The sequence below is a fragment of the Rhizobium etli 8C-3 genome (assembly GCF_001908375.1).
In the GTDB taxonomy this organism is placed as follows: domain Bacteria; phylum Pseudomonadota; class Alphaproteobacteria; order Rhizobiales; family Rhizobiaceae; genus Rhizobium; species Rhizobium etli_B.
Map to the genome: position 1 here is coordinate 3,880,590 of NZ_CP017241.1, position 25,838 is coordinate 3,906,427.

23 protein-coding genes are annotated in these 25,838 nt (G+C 60.4%); 2 read left to right on the plus strand and 21 right to left on the minus strand.

The window, feature by feature from the left end; genetic code table 11:
- Positions 1-20 precede the first annotated feature (20 nt).
- The 5 genes from atpA to AM571_RS19185 all read right to left on the minus strand — a co-directional run bounded on the left by atpA (position 21) and on the right by AM571_RS19185 (position 6,301).
- Entirely contained in the window at positions 21-1,550 is a 1,530-nt protein-coding gene (atpA, locus tag AM571_RS19165; protein ID WP_074062762.1) for a F0F1 ATP synthase subunit alpha, read from the minus strand.
- Complete coding sequence (locus AM571_RS19170; RefSeq protein WP_074062763.1) at positions 1,550-2,116, minus strand: F0F1 ATP synthase subunit delta; 567 nt, start codon at positions 2,114-2,116, stop codon at positions 1,550-1,552. Before AM571_RS19170 ends, atpA begins: the two co-directional genes overlap by 1 nt.
- Before the next feature lie 253 nt (positions 2,117-2,369).
- Entirely contained in the window at positions 2,370-2,759 is a 390-nt protein-coding gene (locus AM571_RS19175) for a DUF4345 family protein (protein WP_074062764.1), read from the minus strand.
- An 81-nt stretch (positions 2,760-2,840) separates the two neighbouring features.
- Positions 2,841-5,057 (minus strand): primosomal protein N', encoded by a 2,217-nt coding sequence (locus tag AM571_RS19180; protein ID WP_074062765.1) that lies wholly within the window; start codon positions 5,055-5,057, stop codon positions 2,841-2,843.
- Positions 5,058-5,353: 296 nt separating this feature from the next.
- Positions 5,354-6,301: a GNAT family N-acetyltransferase gene (locus AM571_RS19185; protein WP_074062766.1), complete on the minus strand. Its 948-nt coding sequence runs from the start codon at positions 6,299-6,301 to the stop codon at positions 5,354-5,356.
- Positions 6,302-6,442: 141 nt separating this feature from the next.
- On the opposite strand from AM571_RS19185, the gene AM571_RS19190 reads away from it, so the two are divergent.
- On the plus strand, positions 6,443-7,378 hold the full coding sequence (locus AM571_RS19190) for a tyrosine recombinase XerC (protein WP_074062767.1): 936 nt from the start codon (positions 6,443-6,445) through the stop codon (positions 7,376-7,378).
- An 86-nt stretch (positions 7,379-7,464) separates the two neighbouring features.
- Positions 7,465-8,541: a TraB/GumN family protein gene (locus AM571_RS19195; protein ID WP_074062768.1), complete on the plus strand. Its 1,077-nt coding sequence runs from the start codon at positions 7,465-7,467 to the stop codon at positions 8,539-8,541.
- Positions 8,542-8,712: 171 nt separating this feature from the next.
- Here AM571_RS19195 and lpdA read toward each other — a convergent pair whose 3' ends face one another.
- The 16 genes from lpdA to sdhC form a co-directional block, all read right to left on the minus strand.
- Positions 8,713-10,119 (minus strand): dihydrolipoyl dehydrogenase, encoded by a 1,407-nt coding sequence (lpdA, locus tag AM571_RS19200; RefSeq protein WP_074062769.1) that lies wholly within the window; start codon positions 10,117-10,119, stop codon positions 8,713-8,715.
- Positions 10,120-10,143: 24 nt separating this feature from the next.
- Complete coding sequence (locus tag AM571_RS19205; RefSeq protein ID WP_074062770.1) at positions 10,144-10,782, minus strand: LysE family translocator; 639 nt, start codon at positions 10,780-10,782, stop codon at positions 10,144-10,146.
- A 14-nt stretch (positions 10,783-10,796) separates the two neighbouring features.
- Entirely contained in the window at positions 10,797-11,549 is a 753-nt protein-coding gene (locus AM571_RS19210) for an SDR family oxidoreductase (protein ID WP_074062771.1), read from the minus strand.
- On the minus strand, positions 11,546-12,100 hold the full coding sequence (locus AM571_RS19215) for a hypothetical protein (protein WP_074063362.1): 555 nt from the start codon (positions 12,098-12,100) through the stop codon (positions 11,546-11,548). Before AM571_RS19215 ends, AM571_RS19210 begins: the two co-directional genes overlap by 4 nt.
- Before the next feature lie 51 nt (positions 12,101-12,151).
- Positions 12,152-13,414 carry a 2-oxoglutarate dehydrogenase complex dihydrolipoyllysine-residue succinyltransferase gene (gene odhB / locus AM571_RS19220; RefSeq protein ID WP_074062772.1) on the minus strand — a complete coding sequence of 421 codons (1,263 nt, stop codon included), beginning with the start codon at positions 13,412-13,414 and terminating at the stop codon, positions 12,152-12,154.
- Positions 13,415-13,443: 29 nt separating this feature from the next.
- Positions 13,444-13,761: a YciI family protein gene (locus tag AM571_RS19225; protein WP_074062773.1), complete on the minus strand. Its 318-nt coding sequence runs from the start codon at positions 13,759-13,761 to the stop codon at positions 13,444-13,446.
- A 12-nt stretch (positions 13,762-13,773) separates the two neighbouring features.
- Positions 13,774-16,758, minus strand: coding sequence for a 2-oxoglutarate dehydrogenase E1 component (locus tag AM571_RS19230; RefSeq protein WP_074063363.1), 2,985 nt, complete (start codon positions 16,756-16,758; stop codon positions 13,774-13,776).
- Positions 16,759-16,927: 169 nt separating this feature from the next.
- A complete protein-coding gene (gene sucD / locus AM571_RS19235) occupies positions 16,928-17,833 on the minus strand; it encodes a succinate--CoA ligase subunit alpha (RefSeq protein WP_074062774.1) in 906 nt (301 codons plus the stop codon).
- 3 nt (positions 17,834-17,836) lie between these two features.
- The gene (gene sucC / locus AM571_RS19240; protein ID WP_074062775.1) at positions 17,837-19,033 is read right to left on the minus strand and encodes an ADP-forming succinate--CoA ligase subunit beta; all 1,197 of its coding nucleotides are present in this window, start codon (positions 19,031-19,033) and stop codon (positions 17,837-17,839) included.
- Positions 19,034-19,052: 19 nt separating this feature from the next.
- Entirely contained in the window at positions 19,053-20,015 is a 963-nt protein-coding gene (mdh, locus tag AM571_RS19245; protein ID WP_022717411.1) for a malate dehydrogenase, read from the minus strand.
- Positions 20,016-20,192: 177 nt separating this feature from the next.
- The gene (zapE, locus tag AM571_RS19250) at positions 20,193-21,356 is read right to left on the minus strand and encodes a cell division protein ZapE (protein ID WP_074062776.1); all 1,164 of its coding nucleotides are present in this window, start codon (positions 21,354-21,356) and stop codon (positions 20,193-20,195) included.
- A 48-nt stretch (positions 21,357-21,404) separates the two neighbouring features.
- Positions 21,405-21,911 carry a protease inhibitor Inh/omp19 family protein gene (locus AM571_RS19255; RefSeq protein WP_074063364.1) on the minus strand — a complete coding sequence of 169 codons (507 nt, stop codon included), beginning with the start codon at positions 21,909-21,911 and terminating at the stop codon, positions 21,405-21,407.
- A 290-nt stretch (positions 21,912-22,201) separates the two neighbouring features.
- Entirely contained in the window at positions 22,202-22,981 is a 780-nt protein-coding gene (locus tag AM571_RS19260; RefSeq protein WP_074062777.1) for a succinate dehydrogenase iron-sulfur subunit, read from the minus strand.
- 161 nt (positions 22,982-23,142) lie between these two features.
- Positions 23,143-24,984 carry a succinate dehydrogenase flavoprotein subunit gene (gene sdhA, locus AM571_RS19265; protein ID WP_074062778.1) on the minus strand — a complete coding sequence of 614 codons (1,842 nt, stop codon included), beginning with the start codon at positions 24,982-24,984 and terminating at the stop codon, positions 23,143-23,145.
- Positions 24,985-24,991: 7 nt separating this feature from the next.
- Positions 24,992-25,372, minus strand: a complete 381-nt coding sequence (gene sdhD, locus AM571_RS19270; protein WP_074062779.1) for a succinate dehydrogenase, hydrophobic membrane anchor protein — start codon at positions 25,370-25,372, stop codon at positions 24,992-24,994.
- Positions 25,373-25,382: 10 nt separating this feature from the next.
- Entirely contained in the window at positions 25,383-25,778 is a 396-nt protein-coding gene (gene sdhC / locus AM571_RS19275; protein WP_074062780.1) for a succinate dehydrogenase, cytochrome b556 subunit, read from the minus strand.
- Positions 25,779-25,838: the final 60 nt, after the last annotated feature.

The window sequence follows — 25,838 nt, forward strand, 5'->3', positions numbered from 1 at the left end:
TCCGTCCTAATTAAGTGCGATCAGGCGAAAGACTTCGCGAAGGTATCGAGGACAGCCACAAGCTTGCCCCTGGTATCGTCGCTGATTGCCTTTTCCGTGCGGATCGTGTCGAGGATGGCCGAGCCTTCCGAGCGCATGTACGAGAGCAATGCCTGCTCGAACTTGCCGATCTGTGCGACAGTGATCTTGTCCAGGTAGCCATTGACACCTGCGAAGATGACCGCGACTTGCTCTTCCACCTTCAGCGGCGAGAACTGCGGCTGCTTCAGGAGCTCGGTGAGGCGGGCACCGCGGTTCAGCAGGCGCTGCGTCGCAGCATCAAGGTCAGAACCGAACTGGGCGAAGGCGGCCATTTCGCGATACTGGGCAAGCTCACCCTTGATCGAGCCTGCAACCTGCTTCATCGCCTTGATCTGCGCGGCCGATCCGACGCGCGAAACCGACAGGCCGACGTTAACAGCCGGGCGGATGCCCTGATAGAACAGGTCGGTTTCGAGGAAGATCTGGCCGTCGGTGATCGAGATCACGTTGGTCGGAATGAAGGCCGAAACGTCGTTGCCCTGCGTTTCAATGACCGGCAGAGCGGTCAGCGAACCGGCGCCCATTGCGTCGCTCATCTTTGCAGCACGCTCGAGGAGACGCGAATGCAGGTAGAAGACGTCGCCCGGATATGCTTCGCGGCCCGGCGGGCGGCGCAGCAGCAGCGACATCTGACGATAGGCAACAGCCTGCTTGGACAGGTCGTCGTAACCGATCAGCGCATGCTGGCCGTTGTCGCGGAAATATTCGCCCATGGCGCAGCCGGCAAATGGAGCCAGGAACTGCATCGGAGCGGGATCGGAAGCCGTCGCGGCGACGATGATCGAATACTTCAGGGCGCCACGTTCTTCGAGAACCTTGACGAACTGCGCAACCGTAGAACGCTTCTGGCCGACAGCGACGTAGACGCAGAAAAGCTTTTCAGCTTCCGGGCCGGCGTCGTGAATGGCCTTCTGGTTCAGGATCGTGTCGAGAAGGATCGCGGTCTTGCCGGTCTGGCGGTCGCCGATGACAAGCTCGCGCTGGCCGCGGCCGACTGGGATGAGAGCATCGATAGCCTTGAGACCAGTCGACATCGGCTCATGGACCGACTTGCGCGGGATGATGCCGGGAGCCTTGATGTCGACACGCGCACGGCGCGTCGCGTTGATCGGGCCCTTGCCGTCGATCGGATTGCCGAGAGCATCAACGACGCGGCCGAGCAGCTCCGGACCAACCGGAACGTCAACGATGGCGCCGGTCCGCTTGACGGTGTCGCCTTCCTTGATGTCGCGGTCGGAGCCGAAGATAACGACACCGACGTTATCGGACTCAAGGTTCAGCGCCATGCCGCGGATGCCGCCGGGGAACTCGACCATTTCACCGGCCTGGACGTTGTCCAGACCGTAAACGCGAGCAATACCGTCACCGACAGAAAGCACCTGGCCGACTTCCGAGACTTCCGCCTCTTTGCCGAAATTTTTAATTTGATCTTTGAGAATTGCGGAAATTTCCGCGGCGCGGATATCCATCAGCCAACCTCTTTCAATGCAAGCTTGAGGGTAGAAAGTTTGGTACGAAGCGACGTATCAATCTGACGGGACCCGACCTTCACGACCAGACCACCAAGAATTGACGGATCAACCGTGACGGCAATCGCCACGTCTTTGCCGGTGACGCCCTTCAGCGCCGCCTTCAATTCGGATTCCTGCGCTGCGGTCAGCGCATGGGCCGAGGTGACCTCGGCAGAAATTTCGCCACGCTGGCGAGCAGCGATGATGCGGAAGGCCTTGATCATGCCCGGAAGGGCAAAGAGGCGGCGGTTACGCGCCACAACCTTCAGAAAATTGGCAAAGAAGCTGCTGATGCCGGCCTTCTCGCTGATTGCAGCGACCGCCTTGAGCTGATCGTCTGCGGAGAATACCGGGCTTGCAACGAAGCGCTTCAGGTCGTCGCTCTCGTCCAGCATCGCCTGGAAACGATTGAGATCTGCAGTGACGCTCTCGACGGCGCCTTCTTCAAGAGCCAGTTCGAACAGCGAGGACGCATATCGTTCTGCAACACCAGAAGCAAGCTGGGACGTGTCTGCCACGGGCACAAATTTCCCTGATTTCAACTCAAGATTCCGGCTTTGGCGGGCGCCTGACCTATGCTCTTGAATTCGTTTTGATTTCCCCCAGAAATCGCAAGAGAAGCCTCTTGCTTCTTCCGAAATTCGGGGTCCGTCTAACATAGGATGTCGGGACTCGCAACACGCGTAATGCCCGAATATGCCTTTCGAATGCTTTTCTATCAGCAAAATCGTGAAATGCCGCAAAGCCCGGCGGGCGAGCGGCTCGCGGCATTTGAACCTAAGTTGCGAAGAAGCCCAAGGAATAGGCGAGCGGGAGCGCCGCGAGAACGATCTGCACAACCAGAAGTAAATAGTTGAGAACTGTGCTCCCCTTATCGGAAAGGAGCGAGACGATCCGGGCGAAAGCCGCCATCGCAAATGCCGCCCCGAGCGCCATGTAGATGAAATCCTGTGCCAGCATGATCGCAGCCAATCCGAATCCGAGATAGAAACCGCCGACGGCGCGCTGCTCGGCAAAACCGTCACGGCGCTCTCCACGCGGCTGAAGGCCGAAGAGCTGCATTGCATATCCAGGCGCGAACATGATGACGAGACCTGCAAGAGCCGTGAACGCCGCCGAGCAGAATGCGAGCTGTTCGGCAAAGGTCTCGGGAAAATAAAACTCCATGGATCACCCCAAATCACGCTGCGAATGCCTGCCCCTTATGGCATGATTGCGCCGGGTGGAAAACGGCTGTCAGTCGCCGATCTACAGGAAGCTTTGCGGGTCGATATCGAGCTGGACGTGCACCGAGCCACGCTCTTTCGGCGCCTGCGCGAGCATTGTGCGCAGAAATGCCTGCATGTCGGAACTCCGCCGTCCGTGTACCAGGAGCCGGAAGCGGTAGCGGCCGCGCACCAGCGCCAGCGGCGCTTCGGCGGGGCCGAGAATGGAAATGCCGGACACCTGCGGCGCCGAGCTGCGCATGCTGCGGGCATGGTTTTCTGCGTCATGGCGCGTTTCGGCCGACACGATAATCGAGGCAAGGCGTCCGAAAGGCGGCAAGCTTGCCCGCTCTCGCTCGGCGATTTCCCGCTCGTAGAACGCGCTCGCGTCGCCTGAAACGATCGCCTGCATGACGGGATGCTGCGGCTGGTAAGTCTGCAGCAGGCCATGGCTCTTCAGACCCGTTCGCCCTGCGCGGCCCGTCACCTGCGAAAGAAGCTGGAATGTTCTTTCCGCCGCGCGCGGATCGCCGTTGGCCAGTCCCAGATCCGCATCGACGATGCCGACCAGGGTCATCAACGGAAAGTTATGCCCCTTGGCGACAAGCTGCGTGCCGATGACGATATCCGCTTGGCCCTTGGCGATCGCCTCGAGTTCCAGCCGCAGGCGTTTGACGCCGCCCGTAATGTCCGAGGACAGCACGATCGTCCGCGCATCGGGGAAATGACGCTCAACTTCTTCCGCGATGCGCTCGACCCCCGGCCCGCAGGCAACGAGGTGATCGAGCGTTCCGCATTCCGGACAGGCCTCCGGCGTGCGCTGCGAATGGCCGCATTGATGGCACTGCAGCTGGCTGCGGAAACGGTGCTCGACGAGCCAGCTCGAACATTGCGGGCACTGGAAGCGGTGGCCGCACACACGGCAGAGCGTCAGGGGTGCGTAGCCGCGGCGATTGAGGAAGAGCAGCGCCTGCTCGCCCTTTTCGACCGTCTTGCCGATCGCCCGGATCAGGACCGGCGAGAGAAACCCGTCCCTTTTCGGCGCGTGCCGGCGCATATCGACGAGATGCAGATCGGGCAGCGCCGCGTCACCGAAGCGTGTCGGCAGATGGATGGTGCTGTAGCGTCCGTTTTGACCGTTCACCTGGCTTTCGACGGAGGGCGTTGCCGACACGAGAACAACCGGGAAATTGCCGATGCGCCCACGGACGACTGCCATGTCGCGGGCATTGTAGTAGACGCGGTCTTCCTGCTTGTAGGCAGGGTCGTGCTCCTCATCGATAATGATGAGTCCCAGGTCTTCGAACGGCAGAAACAATGCCGAGCGGGCGCCGGCGACAACGCGAACCTCGCCCGTCACCGCCTGCCGCCAGACTTTCTCGCGCATGCGCGGCGCAAGATCGGAATGCCATTCGGCCGGCTTTGCGCCGAACCGGTCCTGAAAGCGTTCCAGGAAGCTTGCGGTGAGTGCGATCTCAGGCAGGAGGATCAGCACCTGCTTGCCGCGGCGTATGGTCTCGGCGATCGCCTCGAAATAGACCTCGGTCTTGCCTGATCCCGTCACGCCATCGATGAGAGAAACGGAAAACTCACCTTTTCTGACTTCGCTCAAGATCCCTTCGGCGGCATCCTTCTGCGGCCCCTGCAGGCGCGAAGACGCAAAATCCGGATCGGGTTTTGCCACGACCGGGGGCGGAGGCAGGAAAATGGTCTCGAAAAGCCCCTGGCTGATGAGGCCATCGACAACGCTCGTGGAAACGCCGGCGGCATGTGCAAGTCCGGTCCGTGTCCACGAGACACCGTCCGATGCCGTGTCGAGCACGCGCGCGCGGGCGGGCGTCATCCGCACCGGCTCGCCGCCGATGAAGCGCAATCCTTCCGCCATCGGCTCCGGTTCGAAGGCATTCGGTGCACGAAGCGCCATGCGGGCAACAAGACCGGGCGGCGATAGCGTGTAGGCAGCCACCCAGTCGATGAACTCCCGCATTTCCTTGGAAAGCGGTGGACAATCGAAGACATGGGTGATCGGTCGTAGCTTCTTCGGATCGACCCCATCTTCACCGCCGTCCCAAACAACGCCGATCACCTGTCTGGGGCCGAGCGGCACCTGGACGATCGAACCGGGCTCGACGGCCGTGCCATCCGGCACGCAATAGGAATAGGGTTTCGGTGCAGGCATGGGCACAAGAACCGGAACCGTGCGGGTTCCGGCCGGTGCCTCGAATAACGCGCCAAAGAGATCGGACGAATCTGTGCTCATCGGGCGTGACCATGCCCGCTATGAAGCAAAAAGAAAACCTGCGAGAACATCGACTACTCGTCCTCATCGATGACGCCGGCCAACCCCTTCGCCTCGATCCGTGTTCGTCGTCCTGTCGCACCCCGGATCGCTCCTTGGCAGCGGCGGCAGGAAGCTCTTCGGCACCATCGGCTTTGCGACGCCGTTTTCGCCGGCGAAAAGACTGATGCCCGAAAGATGCATTCTGATCGATCGCAGCGATCTTTCGTTCTAGGCGAACATCGAGCGAAAAACATGTCTCGCTTTAACCTGCCCGCTCAACGAAATGAATGGGCCGCCACCATCTCGGGCGCGGGCGGCTGCATCAGCGGCAGGAACCGTGCATCGCTGTCGGCACGCAGATCATGTACCGTGTGTCTTTCGAGCGCCTTTGTCACTTCGTTTATGTCTCCGTCCAGATGCCCGACTGGAACGAGATTGCCGATGATGAAATCAAAACGATCGCCGCGCTTGTTGAGAAGTTCGTGAAACACCGTCATGTCGCGCAGTTCGGTCGACCACTTTGCAAACCAGTAGAAGAGACCGGAATTGCGCGCGGTCATGTGCACTGGCAGGATCGGCAGATTGTATTTGCGGGCAAGGCCGACGGCAGAGTTTTTCCACGGCCTTTCATTCAGCCGGCCGTTCGCCCAGTAGGCGATGCGGCCCGAGGGAAACAATACAGTTGCCTTTCCTTCCTTCACGGCGTGGTTCGTGAGCTGCAGCGTCTCACGGGTCTTGAGTTTGGTCTTATACTCGTCCCGCCATTCCACGGGGATCACCATTTCGGCAAAACGCGGATTGACACGTACCGCGTCGCGGTTGGCAAAGAACATCATGTCCGGGCGGCGGTTCTTCAGGAGGTCGAAGACTGCCACACCGTCGGCAATGCCGGTTGGATGATTGCTGACGAGAATGAAGCCCCCCGAAGCAGGTATACGCTCGGCATTTCGAACCGCGATATCCAGCATCAGCAGGTTGCTCATATATTCGAAGCACTGGAAGCCAGGCATGTTCGCTACGTCGTTGGCGAACTGAAGTGCCCTGTTATAGCGCAAAAGGGCATAGAGAAAGGGCCGCATCACCGGCCAAAGCGGGTGGCGGACGATGCGCTGGCCGCGCTCGGCGATCAGAGTATCAACGATGTGTCCGGGGTTGCCGTGGGAGACCAGAGCGATCGCTTCCGCGAGCTGTCCGAGAGCCGTCGTGGATTGGCGCCGTGCCATGCAAAGTCCTGTTTCGTTCGGCACAGCTATCGCAACCTAATATGATGGAAGCATGACAAGAGCTTGGCCGATATTAGCAATTCCCTAACGGTCTCTCCTTCAAACTTGGCAAAGGCAAGAACAAAATCAAGGCCCGCGCCAGTGACCGAACTGCTGATTATCGCCGACCCGCGCCTGATGGCGGAACGCAGCGCCTGGCTGGAAAGTCTCGAGCGCGAGCGGCGCTTATCGGAACACACGCTCGACGCCTACGAGCGCGACAGCCGCCAGTTCCTCACCTTCCTGACGGGCCACATAGGCGGCCCGGCGACGTTGAAGGACATTGAATCTCTTCGTCCGGCCGATTTCCGCGGCTTCCTGGCCGCCCGCCGGAAAGAAGGTTCGGGGGCGCGATCGCTTGGCCGCAATCTGGCCGGTCTTCGGTCGCTGCTGCGATATCTGGAAAAAAAAGGGCTGGTGAACGCCGCAGCAGCAGGAGCCGTTCGCTCGCCGAAACAGCCGAAATCGCTGCCGAAACCGCTCTCCGACAAGCAGGCGATCACTGTCGCAAGCAACGAGGCACAGCTTCACGAGGAGCCATGGATCGCTGCGCGCGATGCCGCCGTTTTCACGCTCCTCTATGGCTGCGGGCTTCGCATTGCCGAGGCACTTGACCTGACTGCGGACAGCTTGCATGCAGGCGCCACGGCACTGCGCATCACCGGCAAGGGCAACAAGACGCGCCTGGTTCCGCTGCTGCCCATCGTTCTTGAAGCCATTGAGAAATACCGCTCCCTGTGCCCGTACCATCTGGAGAAAGGAGAACCGCTCTTCCGCGGCGCTCGCGGCGGCAAGCTCCAGACCGGGATCATCCAGCGCACGATGCAGCGGATGCGCGGCGCCTTCGGATTGCCGGAAACGGCAACACCGCATGCACTGCGGCATTCTTTTGCAACGCATCTTTTGGCTGGCGGCGGCGATCTGAGGACGATCCAGGAACTGCTCGGTCACGCAAGCCTGTCCACGACCCAGGTCTATACCGGCGTTGATTCATCGCGTCTGCTGGAAGTCTACGATCGAGCCCATCCGAGAGCGTAATCCTTTGTTAACGTATTCTCTTAAGGCAATATGCGCATGCAGGGCGTAGAGCATGGGCTCTCATCCATCGTGAGCGGAACACCATCATGACGATCACCATCGGCCACCGCAGTCTTGGCATTGCGACAGCGGGCAACATGTTGCTCTGGCTGATTGCGGCCTTCCATATGTTGCTTGCCGCCGCGCTTCTCGCGATGCTCCTTGCGGTGTCTTCGGCCCAGGCTGCCGACGATACCTGCACCGGCAAAAACCTGATGAGCGAGCTACAGCAGAACGATCCTGCGCGCTATGCAGAGGTCGTCAAGGAAGCGGATGCGACGCCGAACGGCAAAGGCATCTTCTGGAAGATCGAAAAGCCCGGCCTGAAGCCTTCATGGCTGCTTGGCAGCATGCATGTTACTGATCCGCGCGTGCTGAACCTGCCGCTCTACGCCCGGGCCGCTCGTGATGGCGCCGATACGATCGTCATCGAATCCGATGAAATCCTGAGCCAGAAGAAGGCGGCCGCCGCGCTCCTCGCCCGCCCGGATCTCACCATGTTCACCGATGGGACGACGATCGAGAAACTTCTGTCACGCGATGATTACGCCCGTCTCGGTGCCGGCCTGAAGCGACGCGGCATTCCGCTGTCGGCCGTTTCGCGCATGCGCCCCTGGATGATTGCAAGCGCAGTGGCGCTCCCCGCCTGCGAAATTTCCCGCAAGGCGAAGGGTATCCCCTTCCTCGATCAGAAGATCGCAGCCGACGCAGCCGCCGAAGGCAAGCAGGTGCGCGGGCTCGAGACGCTTGCCGAACAACTGCAGGCAATGGCCGAACTTCCGGTGGAATTCCATCTGAAATCCCTGATCGAGACGCTGGAGCTCGGCTCCAAGATGAACGACGTCGTGGAAACGATGACCGATCTCTACCTCTCAGGCGACATCGGCATGACCATACCGATGCTGAAAACAGTGTCGCCGGACGGCAAGGACGAGAAGAGCGACTACGCCAGCTTCGAGCAGCGTATCATCCTCGACCGCAACAAGACGATGGCCGAGCGTGCAGCTCCGATTCTGGCCGGCGGCGATGTCTTCATGGCCGTCGGCGCCCTGCATCTGCCGGGCGAAGTCGGCATCATCGAACTTCTGCGCAAACAAGGCTTCACCGTCACGAAAGTGAATTGATGCTGCTCGCAAGGCGCGGCTACATCCTGGATTTCCAGTTTTGTTCGGCCCCCCGTGGCCGCAGGACCGAAGCAACGACGTGACCGCCTTCAGTCCAGAAAGGCGAAGACGCTTGCTCGAGACCCGTTCAAAATAGCCGCGATCCTTGCGAACCGCGGCTGCGAGCTTCGTTTACATATGGATCGGCTTGGCGAAGGCAGCGAGCGCCGCTTCCTTCACGGCTTCCGACATTGTCGGATGCGCGTGGCAGGTACGGCCGAGATCCTCGGCAGAACCGCCGAATTCCATGAGAACGGCAATCTCGTGGATCATCTCGCCGGCACCGAAGCCGACGATATGTCCGCCGAGAACCCGGTCCGTCGCCTTGTCCGAAAGGATCTTTACGAAGCCGTCGGTCGCGAGCATCGCGCGGGCGCGGCCGTTTGCCGTGAACGGGAACTTGCCAGCCTTATAGGCAATGCCTGCAGCCTTCAGCTCTTCCTCGGTTTTGCCGACGGAAGCGACTTCGGGCTGTGTATAGACGACGCTCGGGATGACGTCGTAGTTCACATGACCGGCCTGGCCGGCAAGGATTTCGGCGAGCGCTACGCCTTCGTCTTCCGCCTTGTGCGCCAGCATAGGACCCTTCACGACGTCGCCGATTGCATAAATGCCGGCGATATTGGTCTTGAAATGTCCGTCGATCTCGACGCGGCCGCGATTGTCGAGCTTGACACCGGCCTCTTCAAGGCCGAGGCCTGCCGTATAGGGCAAGCGGCCAGTGGCGATGAGAACGACTTCCGCTTCGAGCGTCACCTTGTCGCCGCCCTTGACCGGTTCGAAGGTCACCCTGGCACCCGTGCCGGCCTTCTCGACGCCGACGACCTTGGCGCCGAGATTGAATTCGATGTCCTGCTTGACGAGCATGCGCTGGAACTGCTTGGCTACATCGCCATCCATACCGCCGAGGATCGTATCGAGATATTCGACGACGGTCACCTTCGCACCGAGGCGCGACCAGACAGAGCCGAGTTCGAGACCGATGACGCCGCCACCGACGACGATCATCGTTTCCGGCACCTTCTCCAGTGCGATACCGCCGGTCGAGGAGATGATCACTTTTTCATCGAAGTCGACCTCAACACCCGGGATGCCGGCAACATCGGAGCCCGTGGCTATCACGATGTTCTTGCCTTCGATCTCCTGCACCTTGCCATCTCCGGCGGTCACTGAAACTTTCCCGGCGGAAACGATCTTGCCGGAGCCTTGGAAGGCATCGATCTTGTTCTTCTTGAAGAGGAAGGCCACGCCGTCGACATTCGACTTCACCGTCGCATCCTTGTGCGCCAGCATCTTTTCGAGATTAAGTTTCGGAGCCGGTATTTCGATCCCGAGCGCATCCATGCCGTGACCGGCATGATGGAACATTTCGGAAGCATGCAGCAACGCCTTGGAGGGAATGCAGCCGACATTAAGGCAGGTGCCGCCGAAGGTCGCGCGCTTTTCGACGACCGCAACCTTGAGGCCGAGCTGGGCCGCCTTAATTGCAGCGACATAGCCGCCGGGGCCGGTTCCGATAATGATCACATCATAGGACATTGTTTTTTCCTTTGCTTTAATCGTTTAGTCGGCCGCGCGGGTGATCGCGAGGCGGAAGCCGAAGCCGACCAATGCGGCGCCGGTGATACGGTTGAACCATTTGCCACTGGCAATGAAGCGGTCGCGGACGGGCTTGACGGTCAAGAAGATCGAGACGACTGCAAACCAGGCAACGAGTGCAGATGCCATGCCGATGCCGTAGCTGAATTGGATCAGCGCTGGTGTGTCGTGATGCACCAGCGTCGAGAACAGCGACAGGAAGAAGAGCACTGGCTTCGGATTAAGGGCATTGGTGATGAAACATATGGCGAGGCACTTGACCGCCGAAACGGCCTTGCGATCGGCTCTGCTGACTTCGATTTCCCTGACATTGAATCCGGGTTCGCGGAAGGATTTGATACCGAGATAGACCAGATAGGCGACACCCGCCCATTTGATCGTCGCAAACAGCAACAGCGACTTTGACACGACCAGGCCGAGGCCGAAGATCGTGTAGCTTATGTGGAAGAGCAGCGAGAAGCCCATGCCGAGGCCGGTCATCATCGCAGCGCGGCGGCCATTCACGATGCTCTGGCGAAGGATCACGGCAAAGTCGGCACCCGGAACGACGATGAAGACCGAAAAGACGACCATCAGGCCAAGGAATTCGAGAAGATATTGCATCGCTTACCCTTTGCCTACCGCCCACCGCTAACGTTGAGGATTGCACCCGTGACATAGGAGGCCGCGGAAGAAAGAAGATAGACGACGGCATCGGCGACCTCTTCTGCCGTTCCCGGCCGCTGCATCGGAATACTCGGCGCCATGTCGCGCGCACGGTCTGGCAGTCCACCGGAAGCGTGAATATCGGTGTCGATAATTCCCGGGCGGATCGCATTCACCCTGATGCCATCGGCGGCGACCTCGCGGGCGAGCCCGATCGTGAAGGTATCGATCGCCGCCTTCGAAGCGGCGTAATCCACATATTGCGACGGTGATCCGATGATCGCCGCCATCGACGAGATGTTGACGATCGCTCCGCCCTTGCCGCCATGCCTGCTGGACATGCGGCGAACGGCCTGCGCCGCGCAGAGAATGGAGCCGGTGACATTGACACGCATCATCCGCTCGATGCGCTCGACGCTCATTTCGTCGATGCGCTGAGCAATATCGACGATGCCGGCATTGTTCACCAGCCCGTCAAGCCGCCCGAAATGACGATCAACGGTTTCGAACATCAAGCTGATATCAGTGGCGTTGCCGACATCGCCTTTGACGGCAATCGCCTCGCCGCCATGCGCCGTGATCGCTGCAATGACGGCATCCGCCGCTGCCCTGTTCGAGGCAAAATTCACGGCTACCCGCCAACCTTGCTTGGCGGCAAGCCTTGAGACGGCAGCACCGATGCCGCGGCTTGCCCCGGTCACGAGCAGAACAGGCGCATCACTCATTTCGCGCATTCCTTGAAAGTCAGGACGTCCCAGGGTGCCACCGTCGCCTTGCCCTCGCCCCAAATCGAGGATTCGCGGATTGCCGGACCGAGACCAGGCAGCACGATCCTGTCCGCCGCGCCCGCCGCCTCCGCCTGAAGATTCTCCAGTTCGCCCGCGGCACCGACGCTGTAGACCGGCCCTTGCCAGATCGTACAGGCATCGAGATCGGCACCGGTCACATCACCATCCGGGCAGTTGAACATGACGATGCCGATCGCACGGTCAGGATCCTCCGACGGCATCACATAGCCGTCCAAGACGATCGAGGTCTTCAGAACATTGAGCTTGAACTGATTGCTCGCCGCCGCAGCTTCGGAACCGAGCGGCAAAAAGCGCAGTTCATAGGCTCCGTCGCGATCGGCATAGACGGCATTCGACTGCGCGCATTCGCCCGCCAGCGCGGCTTTCGCCATCGCGCACAGGAAAAGTGGCACTGCCAGGGCAGCTGCCATTTTCAGCGTAACGATGCGAGGCGAACTGCCGTCCGCTGCCGGTACTCCACGCGCCATCAGGCACTCCTTGCCGCGAAAAACAGGGCCGCTCGCGCGGCCCAAATTCTCTTAGAGATCGAGAACCAGACGCTCCGGATCTTCCAGGCTTTCCTTGACGCGGACGAGGAAGGTCACGGCTTCCTTGCCGTCGACAATGCGGTGATCGTAGGAGAGTGCCAGATACATCATCGGACGGATGACGATCTGACCGCCGACAACGACCGGACGCTCCTGGATCTTGTGCATGCCCAGAATGCCCGACTGCGGCGCATTGAGGATCGGCGAGGACATCAGCGAACCGTAGACGCCGCCATTGGTGATCGTGAAGGTGCCGCCCTGCATGTCGGCCATCGAGAGCGTGCCGTCGCGCGCCGCCTTGGCAAGGCGGCCAAGATCCTTCTCGATCTCGGCAATCGACATCTGGTCGGCATCGCGGATGATCGGAACGACCAGGCCCTTGTCTGTGCCGACAGCCATACCGATGTGGCAGTAGTTCTTGTAGATGATGTCGGTGCCATCGATCTCGGCGTTGACGGCCGGCAGTTCCTTCAGAGCGTGCGTCACAGCCTTGGTGAAGAAGCCCATGAAGCCGAGCTTCACGCCATGCTTCTTTTCGAAGACGTCCTTGTACTTGGCGCGCAGGTCCATGACTGCCTTCATGTCCACCTCGTTGTAGGTGGTGAGCATGGCTGCGGTGTTCTGCGCATCCTTGAGGCGCTTGGCAATCGTCTGGCGCAGGCGCGTCATCTTCACGCGCTCCTCGCGGCCGGCGTCCTCAACCGTCGATGGCCCACGGACCGCAGCGGGAGCAGCCGGCGCAGCAGCCGGGGCGGAAAGGCCCTTGGCGACGGCAGCGATCACATCGCCCTTCAGCACCTGGCCGCGCTTGCCACTGCCTTCGACCTGATCGGCCGAGAGATTGTTTTCAGCAAGCATCTTGGCGGCAGCGGGCGCCGCCGGCATGGCGGAAGCCGGGGCCGGGGCAGAAGCAACCGGTGCCGCAGCGGCAGCAGCCGGAGCGGCGGCCGTTGGCTGGGCCGAAGCAGCCATGGCCGGCTCGGCAGCCTTTGCAGGAGCGGCAGCCGGGGCTGCAGCGCCTGCGGCGATCTGGCCGAGCAGCGCGCCGAGGCCCACGGTTTCGCCGGCCTGGGCAACGATTTCGGAAAGCGTACCGGAGGTCGGTGCCGGTACTTCGATGGTCACCTTGTCGGTTTCAAGCTCGAGAATCGGCTCATCGGCCTTGATGGCGTCGCCAACCTTCTTGAACCAGGTGCCGACGGTTGCCTCGCTGACGGATTCACCGAGAGTTGGAACGCGGATTTCTGTGGCCATTGTTCAGATCCTGATTTGCTTGTTTTCGTTTATTCGTTTCCGGCAGCAGACGGCCGGAGAATGATCGAGGGCATGGGTAAAACTTCGAAGTGGAAACCGAAACTGGAGCGGACGATCGGATCTGCATCGGCAAGCGCCTTCGCGGCCTCTCGATCCTCGACTGAGACGACCGCCATGCCCCAGGCGCCTTCGCCCTCGAAGACGGGGCCGACAGCAATTGCCGATCCCGCTTCTGCGTTGTGGCGCCAATATTCGGCATGCCGTTCCATCGCAGCCATCTCCTCCGCGGTCGCGTCGTTCGGAAAGCGGGAACGAGGCGGCACAAGTCTCAAGAAGAAATATGCCATCGCCCCAACTCCTCAGCCGCCCAGCGCATCCTCAAGGAATGCCGCGAGCTGCGACAGATGCTTGGACATCAACCCCGTTGCCGGCGAAGCGGCAGCCGGACGTCCGGTGTAGCGGACGCGCTGATACTTCGCGTCGATGTGGGCAAGAACCCATTCGAGATACGGATCGATGAACGACCATGCGCCCATGTTCTTCGGCTCTTCCTGGCACCAGACCATTTCGGCATTGCGGAAGCGGGAGAGCTCGTTGATGAGCGCCTTGGCCGGGAACGGGTAGAGCTGTTCGACGCGCAGCAGATAGACATCGTCGATGCCGCGCTTTTCGCGTTCCTCCAGAAGATCATAATAGACCTTGCCGGAGCACATGACGACGCGGCGGATCTTGTTGTCTTTCTGCAGCTTGATCGGTCCGTCCTTGATGACCTCTGCATCATCCCACAAAAGGCGGTGGAAGGAGGATTCGCCGGCCATCTCCGCGAGGCTCGAAACGGCCCGCTTGTGGCGCAGCAACGACTTCGGCGTCATCAGGATCAGCGGCTTGCGGAAGTCGCGTTTCAACTGACGGCGCAGGATGTGGAAGTAGTTCGCCGGGGTCGTGACGTTGGCAACCTGCATGTTGTCTTCGGCACAAAGCTGCAGGAAGCGTTCCAGGCGGGCCGAAGAATGTTCCGGACCCTGGCCTTCGTAACCATGCGGCAGCAGGCAGACGAGACCCGACATGCGCAGCCACTTGCGTTCGCCCGAGGAAATGAACTGGTCGAAGACGACCTGCGCACCATTTGCGAAGTCGCCGAACTGCGCTTCCCAGAGCGTGAGGGCGTTCGGCCGCGCCAGCGAATAACCGTATTCGAAGCCGAGCACGGCCTCTTCGGAGAGCATCGAGTTGATGACCTCGTAGCGGGCCTGCGTCGGCGACAGGTTGGCGAGCGGAATGTAACGCGCTTCCGTCTCCTGATCGTAAAGGACCGAATGGCGCTGCGAGAAGGTGCCGCGTTCGCAATCTTGACCCGAAAGGCGGATCTTGTGTCCTTCGAGGCAGAGTGCGCCAAAAGCGAGCGCTTCGCCCATTGCCCAGTCGATGCCTTCGCCCGTCTGGATCATGTTGGCCCGGTTTTCCATGAAGCGCTGGATCGTGCGGTGCGCGTTGAAGCCCGCGGGGACTTCCGAGAGCTTGCGGCCGATCTCCTTCAACTGTTTCATCGGCACTGCCGTCTTGCCACGGCGCTGCTCATCGGCGTTGTCGGCTGTGCGCAGACCAGACCATTCGCCGTCCAGCCAGTCGGCCTTGTTCGGCTTGTAGGACTGCCCGGCCTCGAACTCCTGTTCGAGATGAGCGCGCCAGTCGGCCTTCATCTTCTCGACTTCGCCTTCGGTCAGCAGGCCTTGCGCAACAAGACGCTCGGCGTAAAGCTGGAACACCGTCTTGTGGCCACGGATGACCTTGTACATCTTCGGCTGGGTGAAGGACGGTTCGTCGCCTTCGTTGTGGCCGTAGCGGCGGTAGCAGAACATGTCGATGACGACCGGCTTGTGGAATTTCATGCGGAACTCGGTCGCGATTTTCGCGGCGTAGACCACAGCTTCCGGATCGTCGCCGTTGACGTGGAAGATCGGCGCCTCGATCATCTTCGCCACGTCCGACGGATAGGGCGACGAACGGGAGAAGGCCGGGTTCGTCGTAAAGCCGATCTGGTTGTTGATGATGACATGCATCGTGCCGGCGACACGGTGGCCGCGAAGTCCTGAAAGGCCGAGAATTTCAGCGATGACGCCCTGGCCGGCAAAAGCTGCATCGCCGTGGATCAGCAACGGCAAAATCTTGGCGCGCTCAGAGAGCGGAATGACGTCGCCTTCCCAGACGGTAGCACTCATGTCCTGCTTGGCGCGCGCCTTTCCCATGACGACGGGGTCGACGATTTCAAGATGCGAGGGGTTTGCCGTCAGCGAAACGTGTACCTTGTTGCCGTCGAATTCGCGGTCGGAAGATGCACCGAGATGGTACTTCACGTCGCCGGAACCTTCGACCTCGTCGGGCGCATAGGAACCACCCTTGAACTCATGGAAGATGGCGCGATGCGGCTTTCCCATGACCTGGCTGAGCACGTTCAAGCGGCCGCGATGGGCCATGCCGAACACGGCTTCCTTCAGGCCGAGGTGACCGCCACGCTTTAGGATCTGCTCAAGTGCCGGGATCAGTGATTCACCGCCATCGAGGCCGAAGCGCTTGGTGCCCTTGAACTTGACGTCGAGGAACTGTTCGTAGCCTTCCGCTTCGACGAGCTTGGCAAGGATCGCCTTCTTGCCTTCCGGTGTGAACGCCACGCCCTTGTCGGGCCCTTCGATTCGTTCCTGAATCCAGGCCTTCTCTTCCGGATTGGACATGTGCATGAACTCGACGCCAAGGGTCGAGCAATAGGTTCGCTCGAGGATCTCGATCATCTGCGGGATGGTCGCGTATTCGAGGCCAAGCACGTTGTCGATGAAGATCTTGCGATCGTAGTCGGCCGGGCTGAAGCCGTAAGCTTCCGGCGACAGTTCCTTATAGTCTTCGACCGGTACAGCGATGCCAAGCGGATCGAGCTTGGCATGCAGATGGCCGCGCATGCGATAGGCGCGGATCATCATGATGGCACGCACGGAATCGCGCGTCGCCTGGAGAATGTCGGCGCCGTCGGTCGGCTTGCCGGCAGCTTCGGCCTTTGCCTTTACCTTGGTTTCGATGACCTTCTCGACCGTGCCCCAATCCCCGTCGAGCGCAGATACGAGATCGCCGCCGGCCTGAATCGGCCAGTTCTTCTTGCGCCAAGAAGCGCCCTTGGCCGCCTTCTTCACATCGTTCGGATCGTCCTCCAGCGCCTTGAAGAAGGTCCGCCACTGATCGTCGACCGATGACGGATCTTCTTCGTAACGCGCATAGAGCTGCTCGATATAGGCAGCATTGGCGCCATCCAGAAACGAGGTGATCTGAAACTGCTCGTTGGCTTCTTGCCGTGCCATGGTTTTACGCGGACGCTTTCCGCCCGCCTCCTGACTTTTGATGAATTCGCCGGCTCTAACCGGCTGCCGCATTCTCATTTGCCGCCTGTCCGCGGCATGCCTGCTGTCGAATACCTTGGGGCCGGGCGGAAGCGCAGATGCTTTCTTCCGCCCGGATATCGAAATTGGCTCAGCCCTTGAGGACTTCAACCAGCGTCTTGCCGAGACGAGCCGGAGACGGCGACACCGTGATGCCGGCCGCTTCCATGGCCGCGATCTTGTCTTCCGCGCCGCCCTTGCCGCCGGAAATCACGGCGCCGGCATGGCCCATGGTGCGGCCGGGAGGTGCCGTACGCCCGGCGATGAAGCCGACCATCGGCTTCTTGCGTCCGCGCTTGGCTTCGTCCTTGAGGAACTGCGCCGCGTCTTCTTCGGCCGATCCGCCGATTTCGCCGATCATGATGATCGACTTGGTTTCGTCGTCGGCCAGGAACATCTCGAGTACGTCGATGAATTCGGTGCCCTTGACCGGGTCGCCGCCGATGCCGACTGCCGTCGTTTGGCCGAGACCCTCATTCGAGGTCTGGAAGACGGCTTCATAGGTCAGCGTGCCGGAGCGCGAGAGAACGCCGACCGAACCTTTTTTGAAGATGGAACCCGGCATGATGCCGATCTTGCATTCCTCAGGTGTCAGGACACCCGGGCAGTTCGGACCGATCAGTCGCGACTTCGATTTGTCGAGCTTCGACTTGACCTTGATCATGTCCTCGACCGGAATGCCTTCGGTGATGCAGATGATGAGCGGGATTTCCGCCTCGATCGCCTCGATGATCGCCTCGGCGGCGCCGGCCGGCGGCACGTAGATCACCGATGCGTCGGCACCAGTCTTTTCCTTGCCCTCGGCGACGGAGGCGAAGATCGGCAGATGTGCCTCGCCTTCGAGCGACCCCCAGGTCTCGCCACCCTTCTTCGGATGAATGCCGCCGACCATCTTGGTGCCGTAATAGGCAAGCGCCTGCTCGGTGTGGAAAGTGCCGGTCTTGCCGGTCAGGCCCTGGACCAGGACCTTGGTGTTCTTGTTGACGAGAATGGACATGCCTTAGTTCCCTTTCACAGCAGCGACGATCTTCTTCGCCGCGTCGTCAAGATCGTCGGCAGGGATCACGTTCAGCCCGCTGTCTCGTATGATTTTCTTGCCGAGTTCCACGTTGGTGCCTTCGAGACGGACGACGAGCGGCACCTGGAGGCCGACTTCCTTGACCGCCGCGATCACGCCTTCGGCGATGACGTCGCAGCGCATGATGCCGCCGAAGATATTGACCAGGATGCCCTTCACGGCCGGATCGGCGGTGATGATCTTGAAGGCCGCGGTGACCTTCTCCTTCGAGGCACCGCCACCGACATCGAGGAAGTTCGCAGGCTCGGCGCCGTAGAGCTTGATGATGTCCATGGTTGCCATGGCAAGGCCCGCACCATTGACCATGCAGCCGATATTGCCGTCGAGGGCAACATATGCAAGGTCGTATTTGGAGGCTTCGATTTCCTTCTCGTCTTCTTCCGTTTTGTCGCGCAGCGCGACGATGTCTTCGTGACGGAAGAGCGCATTGCCGTCGAAGGATACCTTGGCGTCGAGCACGCGCAGGCGACCGTTCTTCATGACGATCAGCGGATTGACTTCGAGCAGGCTCATGTCCTTTTCGACGAAAGCCTTGTAGAGGATCGGGAACAGCGTGTCGCCATCCTTGCGAGCTTCGCCTTGAAGATTGAGCGCATCCGCAAGCTTCTTGCTGTCCTCAGCCGTCACGCCGTTTGCGGGGTCGATGGCAACGGTGATAATCTTCTCGGGTGTGTCGTGTGCAACGGTCTCGATATCCATGCCGCCTTCCGTCGAAACGACGAAGGCAACCTGACCGACGGAACGGTCGACGAGTATCGAGAGATAGAGTTCGCGGTCGATATCGGCGCCGTCTTCGATGTAGAGGCGGTTGACCTGCTTGCCGGCCGGGCCGGTCTGCTTGGTGACCAGCGTATTGCCGAGCATTTCCTTGGAATTGGCGACGACTTCGTCGATCGACTTCGCAAGGCGAACGCCACCTTTGGCTTCCGGCGGAAGCTCCTTGAATTTACCCTTGCCGCGGCCGCCGGCGTGGATCTGGCTTTTCACGACGTAGAGCGGACCAGGCAATTGCTTTGCCGCAGCCTCGGCTTCGTCGGCCTTGAAGATGGCCACACCTTCAGCGACCGGTGCGCCATAGCTCTTCAGCAGAGCCTTGGCCTGATATTCATGAATGTTCATGGGTTTGATCCTGTTTCGATTACTTCAGCGCGGGCGCGATGTTGATGCAGGCTTCACACAGGCCGGCGACAGCGCCGACGGACTTGTCGAAGGCTTCCTTCTCGGCCTTGTTGAGGTCGATCTCGATGACGCGTTCGACGCCGCCGGCACCGATGACTGTCGGAACGCCGACATACATGTCCTTGACACCGTATTGGCCGGAGAGATGCGCCGCGCAGGGCAGAACGCGCTTTTTGTCCTTGAGGTAGGCCTCGGCCATCTCGATTGCCGAGGCTGCCGGAGCGTAGTAGGCCGAACCGGTCTTCAGGAGGCCCACGATTTCGGCGCCGCCGTCACGGGTGCGCTGGATGATTTCCTCAAGCCGTTCCTTGGTGACCCAACCCATGGTGATGAGGTCGGTGAGCGGAATGCCGGCAACGGTGGAGTAGCGAGCAAGCGGGACCATCGTGTCGCCGTGGCCGCCGAGAACGAAAGCAGTGACGTCCTGAACGGAAACGTTGAATTCCTTGGCGAGGAAGAGGCGAAAGCGCGAGCTGTCGAGAACGCCGGCCATGCCGACGACCTTGTTGGCCGGAAGGCCGGAAAACTTCTGCAGCGCCCAGACCATGGCGTCGAGCGGATTTGTAATGCAGATGACGAAGGCGTTCGGGGCATATTTCTTGATGCCGGCGCCGACCTGCTCCATGACCTTGAGGTTGATGCCGAGAAGGTCGTCGCGGCTCATGCCCGGCTTGCGCGGAACGCCGGCTGTGACGATGCAGACATCTGCGCCTTCGATCGCGGAATAGTCGCTGGCGCCTGTCAGATTGGCGTCGAAGCCTTCGACCGGGGACGACTGGGCGATATCGAGGCCCTTGCCCTGTGGAATGCCGTCGGCAATGTCGAAGAGGACGATGTCGCCGAGCTCTTTCAGGCCGGCGAGATGCGCCAGCGTGCCACCAATCATGCCAGAACCGATAAGTGCGATCTTGTTACGCGCCATTTCGCTGTTTCCTTTGCGATCAAAATCAGTCGGGCGGCGCGTCGAGGCGTCGTCCAATGACGCAATCGCATAGCCTTAAAGCCAAAAAATGGCAACGTGTTATTTTTGGATAAGCAATTTCAATCGTTTAGATACAAAATTTCTTACGTAAACGTAAGATATTTCGATGCCAGCCCGTCACTCGGCGGCATGCTTTTTATGGTGCATTGCGAGATATTCTGCGCTGCGCATCTCGAAAAGACGCGATGCCGTACGATTGAATTCAAAGCCTTCCGTTCCCCGCCGTTCGATCAGCAGGTCTTCCGGCATTGCCGCAGCCGATGCATGAAGGCGAACGCCGTGGTCGTAGAGCGTGTCGACTAGGATGATGAAACGCTTGGCCTGGTTCCGCTTGTCCGGACCGAGCCTCGGGATGCGATCGACATAGATCGTATCGAAACGCTTGGCGATTGCGAGAAAATCGGCAGCACCGAGCGGTTTCTCGCAGAGATCGGCAAAGGAAAAGCGTGCCATGCGATCGGCCGCGAGCGGCACATGGATCGAGCGACCTTTCATCGGAATTTCGAGAGATTGCGCCTTGCGTCCATCCAGCGCCTGTGCCCAGGACGCGTCCATCGCCATATCCGTCCGCTCGTCTATCGGCGTCAGATAGACCGGCTGGCTGTTCAGCTTCTCCATCCGGTAATCCGTCGGGGAGTCGAGCGTCACGACCTCGACATTCTTCTTGAGGAGCCCGATGAAGGGCAGGAAGAGACCGCGATTGAGGCCGTCCTTGTAGAGATTGTCGGGCTCGACATTCGAGGTCGCGACGAGCACGCAGCCGCGCGCAAAAAGCTCCAAGAACAGCCGCGAGAGGATCATCGCATCAGCGATGTCGGTCACCGTAAACTCATCGAAGCAGAGGAGTTCGGCCTCCTGGTAAAGTGCAGCCGCCACGGGCGGCACGGGATCGGCCTGCTTTGTCTCGCCGTTCTTCAGCTTGAGCCGGTGCGCGGCGATGCGGTTGTGGACATCGGCCATGAATTCGTGGAAGTGCGCGCGGCGTTTCTTCGAGCAGGGCGCCATGCGGTAGAAGATATCCATCAGCATCGTCTTGCCACGCCCGACGCTGCCGTGAATATAAAGTCCCTTGATGCCTTCGCTCGGTTTTTTCTTCGAAGCGAAGAGCCAGCCGAGCGAGCTGGATTTGGCAGCCGGGCGGCGGCGCTTCAGTTCGAAAAGCACCCGATCGAGGCTTTTTGCCACATCCATCTGTGCTGAATCGATCTGGAGAGCGCCAGAGGCCGTCAGCGATTTCAAGTGCTCGCTGACGCTTGAAGTGTAGTCGGGGATAGGCTGCATGGGGAGGAGTCCGCCTACGCGTCGTCGGCGGGTTGGCCGCCGGTTGCCTTACCGGCTGAGAGTGATCGGTTGGCCGGTGCTCGTCTGGCCACTGAAGCTGTTGTCGGCGGTCTTGTAGACGCTGCCGATCTGGTTGCCGCTGCGATCCTTGAGAAGGACCTGCTTGCCGGAGACTTCCCAGGAGCCCATCGCCGTCAGCTCGCCGACGCAGCCGCGCGTGCCGCCACGTGAGCCGCTGCCGAGATTTGTCAGCGTCAGGAACATGTCGCACCTGCCGTTGACGCGCCAGCTGCCGACCATCGATTCCTTGGAGACATCAAGCGCGCTGGCTGCCATGGCACCCGACTGGCCCGGAAGGGCAGGCGCTGCCGTCGGAGCGGCGGGAAACTGCGAGGCGCCTGCCGGTGGCGGAAGCTGCCCGCCCTGGACGGACGGAACAGGCTGGGCGGTCAGCGGTGCCGGCGAGCTGTAACTCGCATTGTCATATGCCGTGCGCTGGCAGCCCGCCAATGACAGAACAACCGCCACACCCGTCATCGCATATCGCAACTGCATCATCATGCTCCCGATTGTCCGCTATTGCAGCACAGAATTGGTCATCAGACTGATTTTCGAATTAGCGTATTTCACTTTGGTTAATCAAGTCGGCACAGCCATAAATTGCTCGCGACAAATGCTTATGCCGGAAATGGCGCGATTCAACTTGCCTGCCGGATAACTTCCTGCAGACAGAATTTGTCAGCAAGGTGATGATCAGCACCATCCTGCGCCGGATTCGGACGATGCCTGCATAGATTCGGAAGAACCCGGCACGGCCGCGCTCAGCGCCGGGCGCGTATCGGCGATCAGACCCGGCGCTCAACCATCATCTTCTTGATCTCGGCTATGGCCTTTGCCGGATTGAGACCCTTGGGGCAGGTCTGCGCACAGTTCATGATCGTGTGGCAGCGATAAAGCCGGAACGGATCTTCGAGGCCGTCAAGCCGCTCTCCGGTCGCCTCGTCTCTGGAATCGATCAGCCAGCGATAGGCCTGCAGCAGGACGGCCGGGCCCAGATAGCGATCGCCGTTCCACCAGTAACTCGGACAGGAGGTCGAGCAGCAGGCGCACAGGATGCACTCGTAGAGGCCGTCGAGCTTCTGGCGATCCTCGTGGCTCTGCTTCCATTCCTTGGCAGGGGCCGGAGATACGGTCTTAAGCCAGGGTTCGATCGAGCGGTGCTGCGCATAGAAATTCGTCAGGTCCGGCACGAGATCCTTCACCACCGGCAAATGCGGCAGTGGATAGATTTTAACCGTTCCTTTGATGTCATCCATGCCCTTGGTGCAGGCAAGCGTGTTCGTGCCGTCGATATTCATCGCGCAGGAACCGCAGATGCCCTCGCGACAGGAACGGCGCAGCGTCAACGTCGGATCGATCTTGTTCTTGATGTAGAGCAGCCCGTCGAGAACCATCGGACCACAGTCGTCGACATCGATATAGAAGGTGTCGATCGAAGGGTTCTGGCCATCATCCGGGCTCCAGCGGTAGACGCGAAACTCACGGGTGTTCTTCGCACCCGCCGGCTTCGGCCAGACCTTGCCTTCGCGCATCTGAGAGTTCTTGGGGAGAGCAAGTTCAACCATGATAAAATCCTAGTTTGCCGACAGGAATTCCGTTTTCACGCAATCCTACAACCACCGAAACCGCCGTTGCCGGCTGCCGCCCGGAGCAGGCAATTTGTAGCGCTCCGCCATGAGGGGCGAGACGGCCAGCACCGCGGCCAGTCCAAGAAGGTTTCCCATCATCAATACACACGAGCTTTCGGGGCGATCTTCTTGGGATCGATGCCTTCCGAGATGAGCTCGGTGTGAACAGGACGGTAGTCGAGCTTGACCTCGCCGGCATTGCCGACCCAGGCAAGCGTGTGCTTGCGCCAGTTGACGTCGTCGCGACCGGCGTATGCGCCTTCGGTGTAATCCTCGCGGGCGTGCGAGCCACGGCTTTCCTTGCGCGCCTCGGCGCCATAGATCGTCGTGATCGCATTCGCCATCAGGTTTTGCAGCTCGAGCGTCTCGACGAGATCGGAGTTCCAGATCATCGACCGGTCCGTGACCTTGATGTCTGCCATTTCCTGCCAGATCGAGGAGATGCGCTTGCAGCCCGATTCCAGCGACTCCTGGGTGCGGAACACGGCGGCATCTTCCTGCATGGCGCGCTGCATCTTCTCGCGCAGATGCGCCGTGGGCGTTGCGCCATTGGCGTGGCGAAGACCATCGAAGCGATCCATGATCTTGTCACAGGCGGCGATGTTGAGATGCGGGACCGGTGCTGCGCGGTCAATGACCTCGCCGGCACGGATTGCCGCAGCGCGGCCAAAAACCACCAGATCGATCAGCGAGTTCGAGCCGAGGCGGTTTGCACCATGCACCGAAGCGCAGCCCGCTTCGCCGACCGCCATCAATCCGGGGATCACGCGTTCGGGGTTGGCGCTGTCGGCATTGAGCACCTCGCCCCAGTAGTTCGTCGGAATGCCGCCCATGTTGTAGTGAACGGTCGGCAGCACCGGGATCGGCTCGCGCGTCACATCGACGCCTGCAAAGATCTTTGCGCTCTCGGAAATGCCCGGCAGGCGTTCATGCAAAACGGCCGGGTCGAGATGGTCCAGGTGCAGGAAGATATGGTCCTTGTTCTTGCCGACGCCGCGGCCTTCGCGGATTTCCAAGGTCATGCAGCGCGAAACGACGTCGCGCGAGGCAAGGTCCTTGGCCGACGGTGCGTAGCGTTCCATGAAGCGCTCGCCCTCCGAATTGACGAGATAGCCGCCCTCCCCGCGCGCCCCTTCGGTAATCAGACAGCCCGAGCCGTAGATACCGGTGGGATGGAACTGCACAAACTCCATGTCCTGCAGCGGAAGCCCTGCGCGCGCCACCATGCCGCCGCCGTCGCCGGTGCAGGTATGGGCGGAAGTCGCGGAGAAATAGGCACGGCCGTAGCCACCGGTCGCCAGCACCACCATTTTCGCCGCGAAGCGATGGATCGAGCCGTCATCGAGGCACCAGGCAACGACGCCGGTACAACGGCTTCCGTCTTCCGACATGATGAGGTCGAGCGCGAAATATTCGACGAAGAACTCGGCGTTGTAGCGCAGCGACTGGCCGTAAAGCGTGTGCAGGATGGCGTGGCCGGTGCGGTCGGCAACCGCGCAGGTGCGCTGCACCGGCGGACCCTCGCCGTAGTTCTGCATATGACCGCCGAATGGACGCTGATAGATCTTGCCTTCCTCATTGCGCGAGAAGGGCACGCCGTAGTGCTCGAGCTCATAGACCGCCTTCGGCGCTTCCATGGCGAGATATTGCATGGCATCGACGTCACCGAGCCAGTCGGACCCCTTGACCGTATCGTAGAGATGCCATTGCCAGCTGTCTGGCGTCATGTTCTGCAGCGAGGCGGCGATGCCGCCCTGGGCTGCGACCGTGTGCGAGCGGGTCGGAAATACCTTGGTGATGCAAGCCGTCCGGAAACCCTGTTCGGCCATGCCGAGGGTTGCGCGAAGACCGGCGCCGCCGGCGCCGACGACGATCACGTCATAGGAGTGATCGACATATTTGTAGGCTTTCCCATTCTGAGCAAGTGAAGTCGGTGCCATGATACGGTTATCCTACGAAAGCAATTTTCAGAATGGCAAAGAGACAGAGCCCTGCGACCGCGATCGCGAAAAACGTGTTCAGCATCAGCAAGGCGAGCTTGCCGATTTCGCTGTGCACGTAGTCCTCGATGATGGCCTGCATGCCAAGGCGCATGTGAATGATACCCGAAATCACCATCAGCCCCATGATGACTGCCACAAAGGGGTTCGACAGCGCATGCACGACGTCTGCATAAGGCGCGCCGGCATAAGCGATCATGAAGATGACGAAGAAGATGATGAGTGGGACGTTGGCGACAGCCGTCAGGCGCTGGCGCCAGAAGTGTTCTGTGCCTTCCTTGGCCGAGCCAAGGCCGCGAACTTTACCCAGAGGGGTACGCATATCCATGTGAGCGACCTCAGAAGCGAATGATAATGCCGATCACCCAAACCAGCACCGTCAGACAGAGCGAGCCGATGATGTTGGCGATGGCGAGCTTGGTGGAGAATTCCTTCTCGAAACCATGGCCGAGGTCCCACAGCAGGTGGCGCAGGCCGCCAAGCATGTGGTGAAGCAGCGCCCAGGTATAACCAAGCAGGACGACCTTGCCGACGATGCTGCCGAGCACCCAATTCACCCAGTCGTAATAGGCTTGACCGGTCGCAGCCGCGATCAGCCACCAGGCGATCAGCAGCGTGCCGAAATAAAGGGCAGCCCCTGTGATGCGGTGGACGATCGACATGACCATGGTAGGAATAAGCTTGTATACTTGCAAATGCGGCGACAGAGGCCGGTTATTTGTCACATTCGCCATCAGAACCTCGCGGCGTCCTTGCGCTCCCGGATTTCGGAGCATTTCGAGGCAATCACAGGA